This is a genomic window from Patescibacteria group bacterium (genome assembly GCA_018897295.1).
GTDB lineage: Bacteria > Patescibacteriota > Minisyncoccia > RBG-13-40-8-A > RBG-13-40-8-A > JAHILA01.
On sequence record JAHILA010000003.1, the window covers coordinates 16,276 to 37,664 of the forward strand.

Annotated in this window: 28 protein-coding genes; 12 read left to right on the top strand and 16 right to left on the bottom strand. The window is 35.3% G+C overall.

Annotation, left to right across the window (positions count from 1 at the left end; translation table 11 throughout):
• Positions 1–2 precede the first annotated feature (2 nt).
• The 8 genes from KKI21_00275 to KKI21_00310 all read left to right on the top strand — a co-directional run bounded on the left by KKI21_00275 (position 3) and on the right by KKI21_00310 (position 6,867).
• Positions 3–1,439: a glutamate--tRNA ligase gene (locus tag KKI21_00275; GenBank protein MBU4284663.1), complete on the top strand. Its 1,437-nt coding sequence runs from the start codon at positions 3–5 to the stop codon at positions 1,437–1,439.
• A complete protein-coding gene (locus tag KKI21_00280; protein ID MBU4284664.1) occupies positions 1,436–2,659 on the top strand; it encodes a peptidoglycan DD-metalloendopeptidase family protein in 1,224 nt (407 codons plus the stop codon). The genes KKI21_00275 and KKI21_00280 overlap by 4 nt, the downstream gene beginning before the upstream one ends.
• 135 nt (positions 2,660–2,794) lie before the next feature.
• A complete protein-coding gene (locus KKI21_00285) occupies positions 2,795–3,589 on the top strand; it encodes a phage integrase N-terminal SAM-like domain-containing protein (GenBank protein ID MBU4284665.1) in 795 nt (264 codons plus the stop codon).
• Positions 3,576–3,989, top strand: a complete 414-nt coding sequence (locus tag KKI21_00290; GenBank protein ID MBU4284666.1) for a hypothetical protein — start codon at positions 3,576–3,578, stop codon at positions 3,987–3,989. The genes KKI21_00285 and KKI21_00290 overlap by 14 nt, the downstream gene beginning before the upstream one ends.
• Before the next feature lie 2 nt (positions 3,990–3,991).
• Positions 3,992–4,936, top strand: a complete 945-nt coding sequence (locus tag KKI21_00295) for a tyrosine-type recombinase/integrase (GenBank protein MBU4284667.1) — start codon at positions 3,992–3,994, stop codon at positions 4,934–4,936.
• Positions 4,937–5,015: 79 nt separating this feature from the next.
• Positions 5,016–5,279, top strand: a complete 264-nt coding sequence (locus tag KKI21_00300) for a hypothetical protein (protein ID MBU4284668.1) — start codon at positions 5,016–5,018, stop codon at positions 5,277–5,279.
• Positions 5,280–5,347: 68 nt separating this feature from the next.
• The gene (locus KKI21_00305; GenBank protein ID MBU4284669.1) at positions 5,348–5,650 is read left to right on the top strand and encodes a polyhydroxyalkanoic acid system family protein; all 303 of its coding nucleotides are present in this window, start codon (positions 5,348–5,350) and stop codon (positions 5,648–5,650) included.
• 83 nt (positions 5,651–5,733) lie between these two features.
• Positions 5,734–6,867, top strand: a complete 1,134-nt coding sequence (locus KKI21_00310; GenBank protein MBU4284670.1) for a PD-(D/E)XK nuclease family protein — start codon at positions 5,734–5,736, stop codon at positions 6,865–6,867.
• Here KKI21_00310 and KKI21_00315 read toward each other — a convergent pair.
• A complete protein-coding gene (locus KKI21_00315) occupies positions 6,839–7,000 on the bottom strand; it encodes a hypothetical protein (protein ID MBU4284671.1) in 162 nt (53 codons plus the stop codon). The two genes, KKI21_00310 and KKI21_00315, sit on opposite strands and share 29 nt — an antisense overlap.
• An 83-nt stretch (positions 7,001–7,083) precedes the next feature.
• On the opposite strand from KKI21_00315, the gene rpmA reads away from it, so the two are divergent.
• The gene (rpmA, locus tag KKI21_00320; GenBank protein MBU4284672.1) at positions 7,084–7,356 is read left to right on the top strand and encodes a 50S ribosomal protein L27; all 273 of its coding nucleotides are present in this window, start codon (positions 7,084–7,086) and stop codon (positions 7,354–7,356) included.
• Here the strand turns inward: rpmA and rplI are convergent.
• The 9 genes from rplI to thpR form a co-directional block, all read right to left on the bottom strand.
• Positions 7,334–7,804 carry a 50S ribosomal protein L9 gene (rplI, locus tag KKI21_00325; protein MBU4284673.1) on the bottom strand — a complete coding sequence of 157 codons (471 nt, stop codon included), beginning with the start codon at positions 7,802–7,804 and terminating at the stop codon, positions 7,334–7,336. The genes rpmA and rplI overlap by 23 nt on opposite strands.
• A 5-nt stretch (positions 7,805–7,809) precedes the next feature.
• Positions 7,810–9,024 (bottom strand): PDZ domain-containing protein, encoded by a 1,215-nt coding sequence (locus tag KKI21_00330; protein ID MBU4284674.1) that lies wholly within the window; start codon positions 9,022–9,024, stop codon positions 7,810–7,812.
• Entirely contained in the window at positions 9,014–9,805 is a 792-nt protein-coding gene (locus KKI21_00335; protein MBU4284675.1) for a glycosyltransferase family 2 protein, read from the bottom strand. Before KKI21_00335 ends, KKI21_00330 begins: the two co-directional genes overlap by 11 nt.
• Positions 9,805–10,890, bottom strand: a complete 1,086-nt coding sequence (locus KKI21_00340) for an LCP family protein (protein ID MBU4284676.1) — start codon at positions 10,888–10,890, stop codon at positions 9,805–9,807. The genes KKI21_00335 and KKI21_00340 overlap by 1 nt, the downstream gene beginning before the upstream one ends.
• The gene (locus KKI21_00345; protein MBU4284677.1) at positions 10,874–11,941 is read right to left on the bottom strand and encodes a glycosyltransferase; all 1,068 of its coding nucleotides are present in this window, start codon (positions 11,939–11,941) and stop codon (positions 10,874–10,876) included. Before KKI21_00345 ends, KKI21_00340 begins: the two co-directional genes overlap by 17 nt.
• Entirely contained in the window at positions 11,934–13,433 is a 1,500-nt protein-coding gene (locus tag KKI21_00350) for an O-antigen ligase family protein (GenBank protein MBU4284678.1), read from the bottom strand. Before KKI21_00350 ends, KKI21_00345 begins: the two co-directional genes overlap by 8 nt.
• Positions 13,423–14,532: a glycosyltransferase family 4 protein gene (locus KKI21_00355; protein ID MBU4284679.1), complete on the bottom strand. Its 1,110-nt coding sequence runs from the start codon at positions 14,530–14,532 to the stop codon at positions 13,423–13,425. Before KKI21_00355 ends, KKI21_00350 begins: the two co-directional genes overlap by 11 nt.
• A 244-nt stretch (positions 14,533–14,776) precedes the next feature.
• A complete protein-coding gene (locus KKI21_00360; protein ID MBU4284680.1) occupies positions 14,777–15,460 on the bottom strand; it encodes a WecB/TagA/CpsF family glycosyltransferase in 684 nt (227 codons plus the stop codon).
• Entirely contained in the window at positions 15,450–16,007 is a 558-nt protein-coding gene (thpR, locus tag KKI21_00365; protein MBU4284681.1) for an RNA 2',3'-cyclic phosphodiesterase, read from the bottom strand. Before thpR ends, KKI21_00360 begins: the two co-directional genes overlap by 11 nt.
• A 120-nt stretch (positions 16,008–16,127) precedes the next feature.
• Here thpR and KKI21_00370 point away from each other — a divergent pair, with 120 nt between their 5' ends.
• The 3 genes from KKI21_00370 to fmt are packed head-to-tail and all read left to right on the top strand — an operon-like array spanning position 16,128 to position 17,752.
• Positions 16,128–16,370 carry a hypothetical protein gene (locus KKI21_00370; protein MBU4284682.1) on the top strand — a complete coding sequence of 81 codons (243 nt, stop codon included), beginning with the start codon at positions 16,128–16,130 and terminating at the stop codon, positions 16,368–16,370.
• Entirely contained in the window at positions 16,345–16,788 is a 444-nt protein-coding gene (gene def, locus KKI21_00375; protein MBU4284683.1) for a peptide deformylase, read from the top strand. Before KKI21_00370 ends, def begins: the two co-directional genes overlap by 26 nt.
• Positions 16,778–17,752, top strand: a complete 975-nt coding sequence (fmt, locus tag KKI21_00380; GenBank protein MBU4284684.1) for a methionyl-tRNA formyltransferase — start codon at positions 16,778–16,780, stop codon at positions 17,750–17,752. The genes def and fmt overlap by 11 nt, the downstream gene beginning before the upstream one ends.
• A gap of 54 nt (positions 17,753–17,806) precedes the next feature.
• Here fmt and KKI21_00385 read toward each other — a convergent pair whose 3' ends face one another.
• The 6 genes from KKI21_00385 to KKI21_00410 all read right to left on the bottom strand — a co-directional run bounded on the left by KKI21_00385 (position 17,807) and on the right by KKI21_00410 (position 21,389).
• Positions 17,807–18,382, bottom strand: a complete 576-nt coding sequence (locus tag KKI21_00385) for a hypothetical protein (GenBank protein MBU4284685.1) — start codon at positions 18,380–18,382, stop codon at positions 17,807–17,809.
• Between the two features lie 66 nt (positions 18,383–18,448).
• Positions 18,449–18,703, bottom strand: coding sequence for a hydrogenase maturation nickel metallochaperone HypA (locus tag KKI21_00390; GenBank protein MBU4284686.1), 255 nt, complete (start codon positions 18,701–18,703; stop codon positions 18,449–18,451).
• Between the two features lies 1 nt (position 18,704).
• Complete coding sequence (locus tag KKI21_00395; GenBank protein ID MBU4284687.1) at positions 18,705–19,961, bottom strand: nickel-dependent hydrogenase large subunit; 1,257 nt, start codon at positions 19,959–19,961, stop codon at positions 18,705–18,707.
• Between the two features lies 1 nt (position 19,962).
• Positions 19,963–20,742, bottom strand: a complete 780-nt coding sequence (locus tag KKI21_00400; protein MBU4284688.1) for a hypothetical protein — start codon at positions 20,740–20,742, stop codon at positions 19,963–19,965.
• A gap of 57 nt (positions 20,743–20,799) precedes the next feature.
• Positions 20,800–21,168 carry a hypothetical protein gene (locus KKI21_00405; GenBank protein MBU4284689.1) on the bottom strand — a complete coding sequence of 123 codons (369 nt, stop codon included), beginning with the start codon at positions 21,166–21,168 and terminating at the stop codon, positions 20,800–20,802.
• Positions 21,165–21,389, bottom strand: coding sequence for a HypC/HybG/HupF family hydrogenase formation chaperone (locus tag KKI21_00410; protein ID MBU4284690.1), 225 nt, complete (start codon positions 21,387–21,389; stop codon positions 21,165–21,167). The genes KKI21_00405 and KKI21_00410 overlap by 4 nt, the downstream gene beginning before the upstream one ends.

The following is a 21,389-nucleotide window of genomic DNA, read 5'->3' on the forward strand; positions in this document are numbered from 1 at the left end:
ATATGTTAAAAAACTCTAAAATCAGAGTTCGGTTTGCGCCGTCGCCAACGGGATTTTTACATATTGGAAGTTTACGTATGATTATGCTCAATTATCTTTTTGCGAAAAAAGAAAAGGGCATTTTTATTTTACGTATTGAAGACACCGACCAAGAGAGATTTGTTAAAGGCGCTGTTGAATCATTATTGAAAACTTTAAAAATCCTTAAAATAGATTTTGACGAGGGGCCATATTATCAGTCAAAACGCTTAAAAATCTACAAAAAATATGCTGACCAACTAATTAAAGAAGGAAAAGCATATTATTGTTTTTGTACAGAAGAAAGATTAGAGAAAATGAGGCAGGAACAAATTGCCAAGAAACAAGCGCCGATGTACGACAAACATTGCCGTAATTTAGACCCAAAAATAATTGCAGAAAAATTAAAAAACAAAGAGACATATACTATACGGCTTAAAATTCCAGAAGGGGAGACAATCAAATTTAACGACCTTTTGCATGGAGAAATTAAATTTGATTCTAATCTTATTGATGACCAGGTTTTAATTAAATCAGATGGATTCCCGACTTACCATTTTGCGAGCACAATTGACGACCATTTGATGGAAGTTTCTCATGTTATCAGGGGAGAGGAGTGGCTTTCGTCAACGCCGAAGCATGTTTTACTTTACAAATATCTCAATTGGGAGCCGCCTGTTTTTGTCCATCCATCTTTAATGTTAAGCAAAGAGGGCGGAAAATTAAGCAAAAGAAAAGGCGATGTGGCTGTAGAGGATTTTCTAGAAAAAGGATATTTGCCCGAAGCATTACTTAATTTTATCGGGCTTTTAATCCTAAGCGTGCCGGATAATGCAAATGAAGTTCTGAGTTTAAAAGAATTAATCCAGATGTTTGATTGGAATAAAGTTCATAGAAATCCGGCTATTTTAAATATTGAGAAACTTGATTGGATAAACAGCCGATATATCCGCAAGATGTTGATAAAAGATTTAACAAAATTATGTTTGAAATATCTGCCAGAGAAAATAGATTATAAACAAAAAGATTTAGAGAAAATTATTGCTTTAGAAAAAGAAAGAATAACCAAGCTGTCCGAAATAGGTGAGGCGACTGAGTTTTTCTTTAAGGATTTAAAATATGACCAGAATTTGCTAAAATGGAAAGACGCGGATAAAACAGAAACCAAAACATCTCTGGATGAATCCTATTCTATATTGCGCGACGTTAAGGAAAAGGATTTTCAGGCAGATAAACTAAAAGCAGTTCTTATGCCAGTAGCAGAGGAATTTGGCAATAACGACAGAGGAAAACTGCTTTGGCCATTAAGAGTTGCCTTAAGCGGACGCGATAAATCTCCGGGCCCGTTTGAAATTGCAGAAATTTTAGGTAAGAAAAAAACATTAGAGAGAATTAAAAAGGCGATTGAGCTTATAAAATGAGAAAAATAATTTCCATAATTTGTCTTTTATTGCTTGTTTCAACTCTTTTACCCCAAATCAGCCGGGCCAGTTTAGTTAATGATTTAAAAGTGCAAATCGAACAAAAAGAGCAAGAAATAAAGCAATTGGAAGCGCAGGCAGCGGCTTATAAAAAGGAATTGGAAACAACCCAAAGCGCGAAGAACACACTTAATAACCAACTTGCCACAATTGCGAGTAGGATTAAAAAACTCCAGAATGATATTTATATCACTTCAGCTAGAATATCATCCACTACTTTAAAAATTGAAGAATTATCTCTGGATATTGATGAAAAACAGGACGAAATTGACAAAAAGAAAAAGGAAATATCGGATGTAATTCAGGTATTGGCAGAATATGACAATGAATCATTAATGGAAATAGTTTTAACCAAAGCAAGTTTTTCTGATTTTCTGAATCAGGTCCGCTATCTTGAATCTCTTCAAGAAAGTATTCAAGAAAATCTGACAGCTCTCCAATCGATTAAAAAAGATATGGAAAGCCAGAAAACAACCACAGTTCAGCAAAAGAATCAACTTGCTGCATTACAAGGTCAGCTGAGCGGACAAAAGCAGGTTGTTGATAAAGAAAAGGAAGAAAAAAATTATCTTTTAGTGCAGACCAAAGGACAGGAAAAACAATACCAGACGCTTTTAAATGATACTCTGCGAAAACAGCAGGAAGTTGAACAACAGATATTCGACTTAGAAGACAAGATAAAGCTGACCCTAGACCCCAATTCCATGCCAGAAGCGCGTTCTGGGGTGCTTAGTTGGCCTTTAGACGGAGTTTTGACCCAGTCCTATGGTTATACCGCCTATAGCAAAAAATTATACACAAGTGGCTTCCATAATGGCATAGATATAGCTTCAAGCTACGGAGAGGCTATACGAGCGGCCAGAGACGGAAAAGTGTTGGCAATAGGGAATTGCGGCAGTTATGCTTATGGCAAATGGATAATGATTGAACATGACAATAAATTAACAACCCTTTATGGCCATATGTCCGGTTATGGCGGATTTAAAGCAGGGGATTCAGTCAAAAGAGGGGATATTATCGGGTATGAAGGTAGTACGGGTTATTCTACTGGTCCGCACTTGCATTTCGGGGTATATGCATCAGAAACAGTGGAAATACAGAAAGTTTGGTATGGAACAGTACCAATTGGCGCGCATTTAGACCCGCAGAAGTATTTATAAGGGGAGAGTATTGACAGCCACATTTTAGGCTGGATATAATAATATAAAGGACTCAGTATAATATCCCTTACACTGAATCTTTATACTAGAACTTCCAGAGACAACCAAATCGACGACTCCCCTAATAAATAAAATATGAAAAATAATAACAAATCATTAATAGAATATATATCAGATTTTTCCCGATACTGTAAAACTGACAGAGATTTTTCTAACAAAACTATCGAAAACTATGGCCGGTATCTTAATCGTTTTATATCTTGGCTAAAAACCTCTAATTTAGCCCATCTTACTCCACAAGAACTATCAATTAAACACATAAGTGATTACCAGGAATACTTATCGAAACAAAACATTAAAAAAATTACCCAAAATTATTACTTAATTGCCCTGAGGATGTTAATTTCCTATTTTATCGAAAAAGAAATTCCCTGCTCTATATCCACAGAAAAAATAAAACTATTGAAAACGGAAAAACAGAGGTTAAAAGATATTCTAACGCCAAAACAATTAGAAATATTATTGTTAGCGCCAAATGTGTCGCACAATATCGGCCTACGAGATAGAGTTATATTAGAAATTATCTCTTCAATCGGTCTAAAGGTCACAGAATTAACAAGGATAAATAAAAAGGATGTAAAAATAGATGATTTTACCAATAGAGCAATTATAAATATTTTTGATAGAAAGAATAATATGCGATCGGTCTATTTGCCACATAAAACTACCGAATGGCTTATAAAATATTTAAAAAATAGAAAGGATAATAATGAGGCGCTTTTAATAAACTACAAACCCAGAAAACAAAATGACCAGTCCCCTACCCGGCTTACGGCTAGGTCAGTCGAAAGAATAGTTCAAAAATATGGAAATATAATAAATTTTTCGCAATCAATAACTCCAGAAATTTTGAGAAATGCTTATATGTAGAGATAATTTTATCACTTGCGAGGAATGTGTTTTGCGAAAATTGGCGTTTTTAATCGTTTCTGGGAAAATTAAAGCTCAAAAAATAAAATTTGAGAAACTGCCATGGAAATACGACCCTGAATTATATAAAAATCATGCACACGGAGAAGAATGGCACAGAAAAATGATGAACGCTGTAGCAAATTATTTTAAGAAAAAAGGATATCAAACTTCATTAGAACCTATAATAAATTTTGGAAGAGCTGATGTAGGTGCTTTTTCTAAGTCTTCAAAGCCATCTATTTATATAGAAGTCGGGACAACTTCTTTGTGTAAACTTCTATATAATCTTTCAACCATGGAAAATTCTATATTTTTGATTATCCCGGTCGAGGAATATATGATAGAATTTAGAACATAAATATGGAAAAAAATATTACACTCCCCTATTTTGATGATTTTCTATTAAATCTTCAAACAAATAATTTATCTCAAGAAACTCTCTACAACTACGAAAGAGATTTAAATGTATTTCAGGATTTCTTAAGTGAAATAAATACAGAATTTAAAAATATTAATAAAAAAACAATACTTAATTATAAAGCTTATCTTACTTCTATAGACAGGAAGACAGCCGAGCATCAACATGGAGAAAAAAAACTTAGCAGTTATTCAATAAATAGAATGTTGTCTGTCTTGCGCTCGTACGTTAAATACTTGATAGATATGGACTATAATTCACCCATAGCCCCAGAATCTATCAAGTTATTGAAAACCGAAAAAAAACATCCCAGAGTATCAGAATTTGAAGAAATCAAAAAATTAATAGAATCCCCCACTCAATTAGAAAAAAATAAAATTATTGGCTTAAGAAATCGTGCAATGCTAGAACTATTATTTTCAACTGGCATGAGAATCTCTGAACTTTTGAATTTTAAACAAGAACAAATAGATAAAAATGGCAGAATATTTATTCTAGGTAAGGGCAAAAAAGAAAGATTCGTATATCTTACTCATCGCGCTCAAAAACATTTAGGAGAATATTTAAAAGAAAGAATGGACGACTCTTCTTTTGTGTTTATACCATTTTCTGGAAGTAACATGGACGAGAAAAATAGGAGGATAACACCCAGTTATTTGCAAAGAAAAATTAAAGAGTACAGAGAATTATTAGGAATTAATATTCCTCTATCTGCGCATTCAATCCGTCATGGATTCGCTACTTATTTAGCTGAACAGGGCGCTAACCCGGCCGCTATCCAAATTTTATTAGGTCATGAATCATTAAATACTACCACTCGTTACGTTCACGCATCTGACCGCTATGCCCAAAAAACTCATCAAAAATTCCATCCATTGAAAGAATAATCAACAAACGCCTCCGCGACATCCACAGGCAGTTCCATAGTGGGAAAAATTTGAAGGAATAAAAATAAAAAATAAATTTATGTCAGAAAAATTTCCAAAAAATTCATTGGAGAAAATAGAAAATAAGGAGAATATAGAAGGGCCTCCGCGATATCGGACGATTAAGCTTGAAGTACTGGAGACACACGAGGATGGCTCAAAAACAGAGCGTGTTCTTGAATGCAATGGCTTGCTTCATAGGCGTTGTGTTGATAAAGTTTTCTATGGTGAAAATGATGAAATTATATTCGTTGATCAGCTATCTCGAGAAGAATTAGGACCGTGTGATTGCAAGCATTCTTGATATTATCTCTTGCAAAAATTAAAGGGATTTGGTAAGATGGATTTATCTTAAAATAAGGAGGTCACAGGATGCCAAAAATTGAATTACAACATCGGACGAGTTTATTAGCCAGTCAAATCAAGGAAAGGGCTGAGAATCTGATCCAAGGCGCCGAAAAGGATTTTAAGGGCATCATTACAGAAGTGCAGCAGCACTGGGAAGGAAACACCTTGTTCTTCTCTTTCAAGGCCATGGGCTTTTCGGTCTCGGGCGAAGCAACGGCTGAAGATTATCTGGTCGTCGTCAAGGCCAAGCTTCCATTCGCCGCGGTAATATTCAAAGGCAAAATCGAAGCCATTTTCAAGGAAAAAGCCCAAGAACTTTTTCCATGAACCGAAGCCAAGCGGGTGAAGATGGAATTTAAATTCCCTCCCCCGCTCTTTTTTTATTTCCAGCGATAAGTTATGATTAAAACATGGAAGAAACAAAGATTGTCAAAACTTCATACTCTGCTCTGGATACTTTTAAGCAGTGTCCGTTGAAGTATAAATTTCAAGCAATTGATAGAATTAAAGCCCCGAAAACAAAAGAGGCGGTTTTTGGCGACAGAATTCATAAAACGCTTCAATTCCTGCATTCAAAAGAGTTCTCCCCTGCCTCGCCGGCAGGCGGGCCTACTCTTGATGAAATGTTGAATTATTTTAAGGAGATTTGGAACTCGGATGTTTTCCAGGATGAACAGGAGGATATGATTTATTTTTCAGAAGCAATAAAAATCCTTAAACATTATTACGAACATTATTTGCTGATTAAGGACAAATTGACTGTTCTGGGCACTGAAACCAGATTTGAGGTCTTGCTGGAAAATCCCCAAAGCAAAAATGAAAAATGCCTTTTGGCCGGAATTGTGGACAGAATCGATAAAACCAAAACAGGTATTGAAATTGTTGATTACAAAACAACAAAAAAACTTCCTTCGCAGGAAGATGTCAATAATAGCATGCAAATGTCGCTTTATTGTTTGGGCATTATCAATCGCTGGCCCCAATTCGCCAAATCCGGAATAGAAAATATCAAACTCACCTTTTATTATCTAAAACACCAGGAATCTATTTCCACATTCAGAACAAAGCAGCAATTAGACCATATTCAGACGCAAATATGGAATCAGCTGAAACAAATTGAAACCAGTAAATTCGAACCAATGCCTTCTGCTCTGTGCGACTGGTGCGGATACAAAAAAATCTGCCCCATGTGGAAGCATCTTTATAAAGAGCAGATAACCATTGATGATGAACAGGCAAAAAAAGTGGTTGATGAGTATTTTTCTTTGAAAGGGCAGAACAGCCAGAATACCAAAAAATTGAAAGAATTACAGGGAGTTATTGAGATTTATTTAAACAGGGAAAAAATTGAAAGAGTTTTCGGCAGTTCAGGATACATTACCCGTTTGATTCAAGTCAGGAAAGGCAATTATGATATAAAAAAATTGGAGGAGATTATTAAGATACTCCCACAACCTATCCAGGAACAATTGCACCAGGCGAAAACTGCTGATAAGCAGTATAAAATAATCAAAACTAGCGCGAAGAGGATTCCAAACCCTTAATCAGAACCGGTTCTTTGTCAGGAACAGTCAATCTGCCTAAGCCGAAGAAAATCAAAGCAGTCAGAATAATGGTTAAAATAATAAATAAATCTGACTGGTTTTTTTTGACAAAGTTTTTTATTTTTGCTAACATAAAAATCTATGCCCTGTAGTGAATTTTCGACTGATGCAGGGCATCCCTATAAATTTTAATTAGTCGAAAATCTACTACAGGGTATGGCAACAACTAAATCTGCGGGCTCGACTAAGTTAGGACGCGACTCGCAGCCACAATATTTAGGAGTTAAATTATACCAGGGCCAAAAAGCCAAATCTGGAAGCATTATAATTCGCCAGAGAGGGACAAAATTTGTCCCCGGCAAGAATGTCCGCCGAGGAAAAGATGATACGCTTTATGCAATTAAAGACGGAGTGGTTAAATTTAAAACTAAAACTAAAACGAATTTTGACGGCAATAAAAGGCTTATTAAAGTTGTTGAGGTGGCTTAGATGCAGTTTCATCAATTATAATCAGTTTTACTTCCGCTTCCAGTCCGTGGTCGAATGAAATTATTACAGAATGTTCTCCAATCTCTTTTATGGGTTGGAGAATTTTTATTTGGCTTTTCTTTATATTGAATCCCCTGTTTTTGAAAAGCTGGCTGATTTTAACGTCATTCATGGAACCGAATAATTTTCCTGTTTCATCTGCTTTTTCCGGAACTTCTATTTCCAGGCCGTCAATCTGTGAAACAATTTCCTCCACTACTTTTAATTCTTGTTCTGCTTTTTGGATTTCAGTTTCTTGTTGCGCTGTAAGTTCTTTCATTGCCTTTTCTGTGGCAGGTATTGCCAATTTTCCAGGAATCAGAAAATTTCTGGCATGGCCATTAGCAACGTTTTTCACATCGTTTTTTTTGCCCAGATTTTCCACGTCTTTTAATAAAATTACCTTCATAATTGTTATTGGTTTAATAATTCAATTGCTTTATCTAATTGAGGATCTTCGCCATTACTATAATTATCTTCAGTCAGTTCAATTTTAACATCCGGTTTTAATCCTTCATCAGCAATAGATGTGCCTGACGGAGTAAGCCATTTGGCAACTGTGATTTTTAAGGACGAATCATCGCTGAATGTTTCCATTTCTTGGACCGAGCCCTTGCCAAAAGTTTTCTCGCCTACTAATTTTATTCCCTTAATATCCCTTAATGCGCCTGCCATAATTTCCGAAGCAGAAGCAGAGCCCCCATTCACCAGAACCACAACAGGGAAATTCTGGATACCGCTGTATCCTTTGCTGTAATATTCTTCTGTTTCCCCGTTTTTAAATTCTTCTTTTAATACTATTGAACCTTTGGGTAGGAACCAGCTGCTTATATCAACTGCTGTTTCCAGATATCCTCCGGGATTATTTCTTAAATCAATAATTATTTTTTTTGCATTGCTTTTCAAAACTTCGGAAATAATATCCTTAAATTTAGAGGGAAGATTGCCTGCAAATTGGTAGATTTTTATATAAGCAATGTCATTATTTTTTATTTCTAATTTTATAATCGGCACCTGAATTGTATCTCTGGTAATAGTAAATGCTTTCGGCTCGTTAAGCCCTTTCCTATTAATAGTTAAAGTCACCTGTGTCCCCTTTTTGCCTCTGATTAAATCCACGGCCTCTTCAACCTGCATATTATCAGTTGAGGTATCGTTTATTTTTATAATTTGGTCTCCGGCTTTTATTCCTGCTCGATATGCAGGTGTTCCTTCAATCGGTGCGACTACTGTCAATATTTTTTGCTTTAATCCCAGCTCCATACCCACTCCTTCAAAACTATCATTTCCGCTTACGCTTTTTATAAACGATTCGGTCTTTTCTGGCCTCATAAAAACCGTATAATCATCGCTTAAAGAATCAGTCATGCCTTCTATTGCGCCGTAGAGGATTTCCTTATAATCAATTTTCTCGCTGTTAACATATTTTTCCTCAATGGTCCTTAATGCCTGCCAGAACAAACTGAAGTCAATTGGTTCCGGCTTTCCCAATTCGCGGTTAAAAAATACTCTATTCGAGGTTGTTGATTTTTCCGTAATTTTACCGCCAATGAAAAATCCCGCACCGAACAATAATCCGGCTGCGATTATTACAATGATTATTTTTATATATTTTCTGTTAAAAATCATATTTCTTGAAATATTTTATTGCGCTGATAATATGCGTTCTCGCGTATTTATTAAATATTATATCAAAAATTGCTCCAAATTTCTTGCTGCTGCGGTGGTAATAATGCGCCATTTTAGTAGAGGGAAGATAAATTACTTTATATTCCTTTTGCCAGAATCTCCTGCACCAGTCAGCATCATCGAAATACATAAAGAACTTTTCATCAAATAATCCAACTTTTTCTATTGCTTCGCGCCTGACGAGCATTGCCGAGCCCTGGGTCCAATCAACTTCCTTGATGGAATTTTTATCCCAATCAGCCATTGTGAATTTATCGAGAATCTTTTTACCCCACTTCGTTTTTCCTAAAAATGTGCGCCTGGCGATTACGGTTTTTAGATTCGGGTTTGAAAAACAGGATGTCTGGATATTATTTGTAAAATCCAGAAGCTGCGGGGCAACAATGCCTACTTTTGGGTTTTTATCCATAAAATCAACCATTTCCGATATAGCGTTTCCTAATATTATAATATCAGCATTTAGGATTAAAACATAATCCCCTTCCGATGCCTTAATTCCCGCATTAACTGTTTTAGAATAACCAAGATTTTTTGCGAAGGCAATAAATTCAACTTTTGGATGTTTTTCTTTTATAAAATCTCGATTGTCCTCTTTTGATTCGCTGTCAGCAACAAATACTTCATAATCCAAATCTTTTATAGTTTCCTCAATTGATTTAATGCAAAGATCCAGTAATTCGTGGGTATCATGATGGCTTATAATTATTGAAAGCTTTTTCATTATTCGAAAATTTTCTGGCAGACCTCCCTGATTTTATCAAAATTGCCATTTGTCGGCAAAAGAACATAAATTCCGTTAATCTTTGTTTCATAAAGCAGGCCTTCAGGCGAATTTTCAAAAACTTTCCTGATAATATTATCTGTTTTTGCTCTTTTTGCCAGTTTTAGCAATTCTGGAATCTGCCACGGACTGACGTCAGTTCTTACATTTTTTTCCAAAACATCTATTATTCCCCCGACCTTTAGCGGGTCGCTTAATATTCCCAAAGACAGGACTTTATCTTTTATTGCCATTAAAACCTGTTGCTGTCTGCGCGCGCGGTCAAAATCATTACTTGAAAATCTGGAGCGCACATAAAGCAAAGCAGCTTCGCCATTCAACGTCTGCTGGCCTGCCGGCACTCCGAACGGCTTGCAATTCTGGCCATTACCATCGCATCCCCATTGCTTATCCTCGATAAAAGGATGGTCTAAATAAATAGTTATCCCGCCCAATAATTCAATAATATCCTGAAAAGCATTAAAATTTACTGATGTTGCATAATCAATATAAAGCCCAGTGGCATAAGCAATGGTTTTTTTGGCATAATCAAGTCCATTATCATATTTTTTAAATCCGACTGCATAGGCGGCATTAATTTTTTCATAATTTGTTTCGCCGGGCAATTGCAAATAAAGGTCTCGTGGAACAGAAATCAGAGCAACTTTGCCGGTGCTTTTTTGGAAACTGATAACCATTAAGCCATCAGTAAGAAACCCTCCATCAGGGTCGCCTTCTCCCCTGATTCCCAAAAGCAGAAAATTTATTCTGTCTTCGTCTTTTGGCGGATTATATTCCGCTGTAGGCAGTTTTCCAAAAATCTTTTCCCAGGCAATGTTTTTAATCGTAATAATCTTACTTAAAGCAGAACTTGTTTTAAAAACATAAAAGACCGGGACAATCAAAATGATTATTATTAAAATCCAAATTACCAATTTTTTCTTATTGGTTTTTTTCGGCAGCTGCGACTCATCCCCTATTTCCACAGGATTATGTCTTCTGAATATTTTTTTGAAGCTTCTCGGCGGCCTAATCGAGTCTAACATAATTTACTTTTTTATTTTTCATTATCAATTTTCTTTTCTTTAGCATTCTGGGAAATAATTTTATGATTTCGAATTTCGCCAGTAATACCCGTGGTTCGAAAAACAATAAATATAATCCGAATTTAATCTGTCTTTTTAAAAACTGTGGATTTAAAAATGACTTAAATGGAAGGTTTTTGATAAATACAAGCCAAGTATTGCGCCAGCTGATTTTACGCATCCATAATGATTGGGATTTTCTTGTTTTTCTGAATTCTTTCCATCCTTTGCCTACTGATTTTGAGCTTGTCCTGTCGTGCCAGACAACTGCATTCGGGTTGAAAACAACTAGCCATCCGCGCCAATTCAAGCGCCAAGCCAGATCAACATCCTCGCAATAACAAAAAAAGTCTTTATCCAAGTACTCGTCTTTTAATTTTATATCATTTAAAGCAATTCGTCTATATGCAGGGGCTACGCCATTCACGCCGAAGACTTTACGAAGCCCTGAACCTGTTGAAGAATATTGGTCAATGTCTTCTGTCCCTTGTCCGGCATCAATTATGCGACCTGATTTAAAAACAGTAAAGCCGAAGGTATCTATAATTTTGGTTTTTCTTGCCTCGCTAACAGGCGGGTGGTTATTGTTAAGCTGGTAAACTTTTCCCTGCACTGAGCCGATTTTTGAATCTTTTTCGAAACTACCGGCTATTTCCTGGACAAAATCTTTATCTAAAATAGTGTCAACATTCAATAAAATAATATATTCTCCTCTGCTTTCCCTGATTCCGACATTATTTCCTTCAGCATAGCCGAAATTTTTATTATTTAAAATTACCCTGTCCGCCGTAGCCCCTGCCTTGCCGGCAGGCAGGTTGGCAAAGGCGGATTGACCCCTTTTGTATTCCCTTAGGATTTTCCTTACTATCTCAACACTCCTATCTTTTGAATTATTATCAACCACTACAATCTCAATATTTTCATATGTCTGCTCTAAAACTGATTGCAAACAATCCTCAATATATTTCTTTGAGTTGAAAGTTAAAATAATTATTGATATAAGTTTATTCATTTTCTAAAACAATTTCGGGCTTATTTTTAATCGCATAAATTATGCCTAAAATTGTTAAAAATATTAAAAATACCCGTTCGTCCAGCAGAGCAATATCAAATAAACTGTAACCGAAAGCCCAAACTAGATAAATAAACAGCCCCGTGATTAAAATTCTTGTTTTTTGCGGCAAATTCAATTTTAATACAGAAAAAACCACTGATAGAATTTCCCAGACCATAAAAACAATCAGAATAAAAGCGAATAAGCCGTTTTCAACCAAGAAGTTAAGGTAGAGATTATGGGCCGAAGAGCCAGCCTTGGCCATGACTATTTCCTGTTCAAGCACTACTGGAAAATTTCCTGCTCCGATTCCTAATATTGGATGTTCTTTAAAACTTTCCAAAGAACGCTTCCAGATATAAATCCTGCCCTGATTTGATAATTCGTCCAAATTGAGAATAGAGGCCAATCTTTTCAATATCAATGCTGCGTCGCTTTGTCCTGCACGTTCTCTGAATTGTGGAATTGTGGTGAAAATTGAGGTAATAGGTATTAAAAAAACAAAAATCACCAAGGTTGCAAGAATACAGGAAACGCAGCGATTAATATTAATTTTTTTAATCAATAAGTAAATAGCCGCCAAAAAACCAAAAGTAATGCCGAACCAGATTCCTCTGGTGCCGGACAAAATAATAAAAAACAAAGAAAGAATCAGCCAAATCCATTCTTTGTGGAATTTTTCCTTGATTTGTGTGATAGCCAGAGAAATAATGAACGGCAGAGTCAGTAACAAATATAAAGCAAAACTGTGTGGGTCAGTAAAAGAACCGAAAAGACGGATAACTGACGGACCGCTGGGAGAATTGACAAACCAAGCATTATTGGTTTTAACAATCTGTCTTAAATTCTCGCCGTAAAATCCCAGAGAAACGTGGTCAGACCACCAATCCCAGAAACTGCCGATAGTGAAAAAATAAGCGCTAATTAATTGCCCAAAACCAATGAGAAAGACAATTGCAGAAGAAATTAATACGGCTTTTACTGCTCTTTTGAAAATAATTTTATCCTTAATAGTGTCCCTGACAATAAGAAATATTACTGCCAGGTTGACTAAATAAATAATTTTTTTGATTGCTGCTATTTTATCAATTGCCGGAAATATAGAAAGAATTAAAACCAGCAGCAATAAGATAGATAAAATTTCCAAGCGTTTTAATTTTATAAATTTTATCTGTTTTTGGGAAAACAGCCACTTTAAAAACAATATTAGAACAAATAATCTCCCTGCGCTCAAAGAATCAAAACTTTCAGTAATTGGTAAAGCGACAAAAATCGGAATCGAGACAATAAAAAGAATCAAACCATCCTCTAGTTTGCTGAAGATAAAATAAAAGACCATTATTCCGGACATAATCAAAGCTGCTTCCCGTGGAATCAGCCCCAGCGCAACAAACAGTACAACCAGAATCTCGAGTCCCAAAACAACATAAAAAATATTTTTATTTTGCATAATTTGATAATACTTTTAATGTTTCTTCAGCGGTTTTGCGCCAGGAAAATTCGGATGCCCGATATAGACCCATTTCAATCATCTTTTTCCTTAAATTTTCATCTTTTAAAGTTTTAATCATTTTTTCTTTAATTTCTTCTACATTACCAGGATCATTAACCCATATTGGATAATCTCCCACAACCTCGGTCAAAGAAGTCATTTCTGTGGTGAGAACAGGCGTGCCGCAAGACATTGCCTCCAAAATCGGCAAGCCAAATCCTTCGTATTCAGACAGCCAGACAAAAAGTTCTGCACCTTGATAAATATTTTTCAGGTCATTTTTATCAATATAGCACACTCTTTTAACAATATTATTTTTATCAATGTTTTGTGCTGGATGGGTTAAATCCCTGCCGCTGATTAAAAATTGGTAATAGGGATTTTTTTCTGATATTACTTCAAAAGCTTTTATGGACTCCAAAACATGCCGTCTGTTAAATATGCTGCCGGCATAAAACAAATATTTTCCGTCAATTCCGTATTTTTGTTTTGATTTTTGTATTTCCTGTTCATTCCTCTGATTATTAAAATTCTCATCAGCCGCCAAATAAATGGTATGGATTTTTTCCGGAGAAATTTTATAATTTTTAATAATTTCCTTTTTAGTGTATTCTGAACAGGCTAAAATTGCCCTGGATGTTTTAATTGCCAGCCGCGACAATAATCTGAATGGCAATTTGTAATTCCACTTAATCCATTCAGGATGAACTTTAAAAGAAATATCGTGAATAGCTGTAATTGTGGGAGTAAAGCAAAAAAACGGCCGCATATAAAACGGCAGGAATAAAATATCCAACTTATCTTTTCTCGCCATTAAAGGCATAAAGATATTGTAAAATAAAGCAGTGCTTTTAATCGGGGTTCTGACTAATTTTTTAGTGAATACAGGAGAATCCAATAATTTTTCCTGCGGAATTCTGTCTTTAAAATACAAAATAAACTGATATTCATCAGGATTTAATTTACTCCACTCTTTTAAAATCTGGCTCAAATAATTGCCGCCAGCTCCTAATTTTTCCTGTTTCTCGATTGTGTGGGCTTCTATTCCTATTCTCATCTTTATTTTCTAATTCTATCAAAATTAAGCTGAATGGTCAAAACCCAGCTTCCTATATAGGAGCTGGGTTTTTGATGTTGTTCTATGTAATTCTGATTATTGTTCTCCGGTCGGAGGTTCATTAGTTGGTTCTTCTGATTTTGGCTCTGATGGTCCTTTTTTTCTGACAACCAACAATAGAACAATTACTACAACAACGATTATTCCGATAATCCACCACATAATATTTTTTATTAATTATTATTTATTTCTTTAAGTATAGCACATTTTTAAATGTCAAGTAAATAAGCCCGCCTACTCCATGAAAAATTCTGTTAATTCTCTGTGGTTTAAGGATTAATCTCCACAGCCATTCCAGGCCGATTTTCTGAACAATTTTTGGGGCGCGCCTGACGTGCCCGGAAATAAAATCAAATGCCCCACCGACTCCTATTGCCAATTTTACGCTTGGCATTTTGCTTAAATTTTCATAAATAAACTCCTCTTGCTTCGGGCTACCCAATCCTACAAGAAGAATATTCGGCTGAATTGAGTTTATTTTTTGGATTACATGATTATAATTTTGATATCCATTCTCAAAACCAACAATTTTCTCCCCTAATTTTTCTGTGGTTTTCGTAATTACATCTTGAGTTGCGCCAAAGAGGAAAATTCTTGGAAATTGGAAGTTTTTAATTATATTATGAATCAAGTCTACTCCATATATATTTGTATTTATTTTTTTACCTAAAATTTTAGCAGATAAATATAATCCCCTACTCTCGCATAAACAAAAATCAGCTGAATTTAAAATCTCTCTGAATTTTTCGTCTTTTTGCGCCCTGACCACAAATTCCGAATACGGCAAAACCACAAATCCTTTTATTTGCTTAATTGCTTCATCCATTGTCAGGTTGTCGAATTTTATCCCGAACAAATCAATTTTCATTTCCTTCTAAATTAATACTTTCCAGAATTGTGTATTCTGGGCCGGTTCTTTTTAAATTGCTCTGCATTACTTCAATTGTCTCAACTGGAATTGAATATGCAAAATTATCATTAATCTCAGGTAGATCTCTAGCAATCTGATTTTTAAATCTCGCCAAAGTAATATGGGGCTTAAAAACTCTAGTATTTGACCCATTTTCCAAATCATTTTGCAAATTCGCCAATTCCTGGCTTTCTTCTCCTTCAGCCCAGAACATTCTTGGTGTTGTGCCCGGAGGCCCAATGGTTATTCTTTTTAAATTAATAAAAAATGGCTGGTGTTTTTTTGCTACTTCTTTGGTCATTTTGCAAATTTCGTAAGTTTCATCATCAGTAACATAGCCGATAAAAATAAGAGTGATATGAAGGTTTTCTTTTCTCACCCAGTTTATTTTATCCCCTGCCTTCGCTAAAGCTTCGGCGGGCAAGCATTTTCTCTGCCAATCTACCAATTTCTTTTTTATTCCGTCCGGCAAATTTATAGCAATAAATATTCTGCGTTTGTTCATACCCCGTAGTAGATTCTCGACTAATTAAAATTATTTATTTGTGCTGCTCCGCAGCAGTCGAGAATTCACTACGGGGCATACGCCTTTATTATAACATTTTGAAGTGATAAAATGAAAAATATGTTAATTAAACCAATTCGGGGCATACATTCGGAAATACATGCTATTACCAAAGATATCAGTGAATATTGCAAAGAGCCGAAAAAGTTCGCGCTTTATTTGGGAGTAATAAAAAGAATTGGCAAGAACAGGGCGTACCAAATACTTTCAGAGATAAAGCAGTCAAAAGACATAGAATCGCGGGCAAAACTCTTTATGTATCTATCTAAAAATAAAAATGATTCTAAAAATCCGAAAAAATAAAAATAATCCCATATTAAGAAAAAAAACAGAACCAGTTGCAGAAATAACCGGCGAGGTCTTAAATTTAATAAAAAATATGAGCAAAACAATGGCTGAAAACAAAGGGGTCGGATTATCAGCCAATCAAGTAGGAAAAAGCATTCGTTTGTTTGTAATCAGTCCGGGGTTGTCTAAAAAGCAGGTATTTATAAATCCGGAAATAATCAAGCTGTCTAAGAAAACCGAAACAATAGAAGAGGGATGTTTGAGTTTGCCGGATGTTTTTGTTCCAATAGAAAGGGCAAAATCATTAAAAATAAAGGCCATTGATGAAAATGGTAAGGAATTTAAACTAAAAGCTAAAGATTTATTAGCGCGTGCAATCCAACACGAATTCGACCATTTAAACGGAATCCTAATTTGCGATAATGCCAAATAAAATACGCACAATTTTGATGGGCACGCCGGAGTTTGCGGAGAACATTTTCTCTAAATTTTATATTGCCTTAAATAATCAATTTGAGATCATTTCCGTTATAACTGCCCCTGATAAGCCAGTTGGCAGAAAGCAGGTACTTACTCTCTCCCCAGTCAAAAAATGGGCCCTGGAGGCCAATTTAAGCGTCCTGGAACCAGACAAGATTAGGAAGCCGGAATGGGTGGCTAAAATCAGGGATTTAGCTCCAGAATTGGTCATTTTGTGTGCCTATGGCCAGATTATTCCGCAGGAGATTTTGGATATCCCGAAATACCATGCTCTTAATATCCATCCCTCGTTTTTGCCTAAATATCGCGGAGCATCCCCTATTCAGTCGGTTATCCTGAATGGTGAAACAGAAACCGGGGTTTGTTTAATGATTATGGACGCAGAAATGGACCATGGACTAATAATAGAAAAATCCAAAATCCAAATTACAAATCCGAAAATCACCTACAAAGAATTATCAAAACAATTATCCGATGCAGGCGCAGAATTATTAATTAAAACCTTGCCGGATTATATTGATGGCAAAATTCAACCACAGGAACAAGACCACGCGCAAGCAACTTTTTGCAAACTGATTAAAAAAGAAGACGGGAAAATTGACTGGAATAAGTCGGCACAAGAAATTGAAAGGCAGATTCGGGCATTTCAAGAATGGCCCGAAAGTTATACGAGTTTTAATGATAAAAATTTAAAGATTATTGAAGCAGGAATAATGATAAACCCCCGCATACTTCAACAAGTTGAAGTGCGGGGCAAGGTCGGTGAAGTATTCCTTGATGACAATAAAAATCTTTGTGTACAAACCGGCAACGGCATTTTAATTTTAAAAACCCTCCAACTTGAGGGTAAAAATTCAATGTCAGCTAAAGATTTCTTAAATGGTCATAAAGAAATTATCGGAACAGTACTAAAATAAAATTATCCCTCATTTATTACGATAGTATAAAATGAAGGATAATTTTTTAACACATTATTTTAAATCTTTTAAATTGATGGTTTGCCTTAATTCAATCGGGGCATGCTTTCCATTATCGTGTTGTGGTTTTAAAAATATTGATACAAGCAACTCATCACTATCAGGCGCTCTGAACACGGTCGCATTTATCACTCTATAGTAATACCATATATGATTTTCACCCGGAAATTTACTATCGCATTCAATATATTCCTTATCATATTCTGGATCATTAGAGTCTTCTTGTTTGTCTGGATCATTGTCAGATTCCCTATAATTACTTTTTGAGTACAACCACATTCCCTCCATTGGAATTTTTAACGTTTCGCCGTTTTTACTTTTTTCTGGAATTGGTATTAAAATATTTTCAGTTATTGCAATATTTTCTTTAGAATTTTCAGTTGCATCTGATGCAAACTTCTTCCATTCGATAAATTCTCTTTCCACTTTTTCTATTCTGTTTTCAGTTAAATCATTATTAAAATGATGATCTTTCTCATTGTTACTCCATAGTTCTCCTTTTGACTCAAAAAATCCTTTTTTTATTTTTTCTTTTTGTTCGGGTGTTGGTATATTTATTTTTTCCTTCATAATTTTATTAATTAATGGTTATTATTAATATAATATGGACCTTTATTTATAATAATATACGAAAATTTATTCTTCGTCAATAGAAACCAGTTTCCAGCTATCACCCTTTATTTGCTTGATTTGCAAATCTGCGTTTTCGGCAATGGTGTTTTTTGAAAGAAGTTTAAAATTAAAAATCAGGTTTTCTGGAGAAATTACTTCACCATGCTCCAAAATCGAACCCAGTTCCAGTTCGATTTTTTTAATACTTTTAAAACCGTTCTTCTGCGCATATTCAAGAACGGTTTTTATTATTGTATCTGCTAAATGAAAATCATGCATATTAATGTACTGCGCACGTCACGCATGGGTCGTAAGCGCGGATTAACATTTTGATTTTATCCTCTTTTTCTTTGATATTTAATTTATCAAACCCTCCAAGGTGTTCAATTTCTTCCAAGTCCGCTTCCAGATTTGCTAAATTCTGGGCAGTAGGCGTAATGATATTTACGTCCTCAATAATACCGTCTTTTACATTAGTTTTGTAGAACAATAATCCTCTCGGCGCTTCAATAACTCCAATCCCCTGACCTGTCCTATCTGGAACAACGCTCTCAGAAACTTCAATTTTTTGATTAACTAATTCACTCATAATTTTAATTGCTTCTTCCAAACAATGAATTAATTCCACTGCTTGCGCTAAAATATTGTAAAACGGATTATAACAAGGGAATTTTAGTTTGGATTCTTCTAATAATTCTTTTGCCTGGGAATTTAATTGTTCTCTATGATTGTTTAATCTCGCCAAAGCTCCGACCATGTAGGTCTGATTATTAAAATATGCTTTCTTTACAACATCGCTATTATGCTGGACTTCTTTAATTAATCGATAAAATTCTTCCAATTCCATTATTTTTCCATCAACTTTGATTTTGCCGTCATAAATCGCATATTCATCAGGATGATACAAAGAAACAAAAGTTGTTTTGCGCTGAAAATCCGGATATTTCAAACCAGCAAACAATTCTCCAAATTTGATTGCCAATTCGAGATTATTCTGGCAATCGTTCAGAAGCTGTTTTAATTCATTTACATCTGGCGTTTTCCTGATTCCGCCGATGCACGGAGTTAAAGGATGAATTGACCTGCCGCCGATTATTTCAACCAATCTGTTGCCAATGTCCCTTATTTTCACAGCATCATGAGTTTTTTCCGGATAAGCATTAATTAATTGCAAATCGCTTTTAAATCCAAAAAAATCCGATAGGGAAAAGAAAAACAAATGCAAAGAGTGGCTGTTTATCAGTTGCCCGAGCATCATCAATTTTCTTAAAGACAGAGATGGCTCTTTAACCTCAATATGATAGGCGTTTTCCAGTGCCTTGAAACCAGTTAAATTATGCACAACCGGGCATACTCCGCAGATTCTGGAAGCTATTTCCGGCAGTTCCTCGTCTTTCCTGTCTTTTATTATTCCTTCAAACAATCGCGCTCCTTCCTCGATTTTGATTTTTGCACTCTTAACATCACCCTGAACAATATTAGCAGTAAAACTCGCATGTCCTTCAATTTTTGCAATATGATCTATGCGTAATTTCATGTTATTTTCCTGCCTGCCGGCAGGCAGGTATTAATTCATTTTTCTTACCAAATCTTTGTAAAATCATTTCTATGTCTTTATCATTTAATCTGGCTTTTATTTTTAATGCTTTTTTCATTGCTTCTAAGTTGATGCCTTTTCTCGGGCCACGACAGCCGTCGCATGGAAAATCACTTTTCGGGCAGGGCGCACCGCATCCAGCTAAGCTAATTGCGCCCAAACAAGGCTTTCCTATTAATAATAAGCATGTATTGTTTTTCCTGATGCATTCCTCGCAAACCGGTTTTTGTTCGATTTTTGGCTTTTTGTTGTCAATGATTTTATTGATAATATCAAAGAATTCTTCTTTATTTATCGGACAGCCAGGAATTTCGTAATCAACTTTAATCATCTCTTTTACTGATTTGATATTTGGATTATCAATTCCCCTGATATTGGGATAAATTTGCCTGATGAGTTGATTTTTGTCTCCCCTGTAATCTTTTATTTCCTGAGGCCCTCCGAGCAAAGCGCATGCGCCAATAGCAATCACTATTTTGGATTTTTTTCTGATAATTTTTAACCGCCTTTCCTGCTCTTTGGTAATCGCTGTTCCTTCAACAACCGCAATGTCGTATTTATCAACATCAGGCAGTTCTTCTGCCAGACGGAAATCGCCGATATTTACTCTAGTTAAAAAGTCCAGAAACCTCTCTCCTAAATCGAAAATCGCCACCTGGCATCCTTCGCAGCAGGTTAAAGAAAGAATAGCAAGAACTGGTTTTTGTTTTATTTCCGGCATAATAAATATATTATAACAAATAAAAATTAAAATAAAAAAGGGCCGCGCCTACGGCCCTTATAATTTCGGCGTCTTGTCCTTGATTGTTTTTGCTTCTGCGCTGGTTATCGGACAAACAGGTTTTCCGCCATGAAAACAATATTGCTCACCTTGATAATTTTCCACAGAAACCATGCAATTTTCAGCTTCTTCTTTCTTAATAAAACCAAGTCCTATGTCATACCTTTGTTTGACAAGATTGTTGTGCACGGCAAACCAATACCGTTTCACTGTCTCTGTGCTTATTTCAAAAAGACCTTGCTTCTTAGCAATTTCATTAAGCCAAAACCAAAACATGGTACCCTGTATATTGCTAAAATCTACTTCACAAGGGGCGCCAGCAGCGAATTTTTTAAGCAGATTGAGCGCTTTCTTGCTTATTTTCATTTTTTCCCTCCTCTTAAAATTTTTTTGAAAAGAGCATTAATTTCTTTTGCTTGTTGATTGGAAATTTTTTTAATAATAAAACCGTTACTTACTAAACAATAATCACCTTTTTTAATTCCGCTTACCAGACGAGTTCCCACTTCTTTTTTCTTTCCGCTCATTTCAACAACAGCTTTATCATTTTTAATCTTTAAAATTTTTGTCGGATTGCTTAAACACAT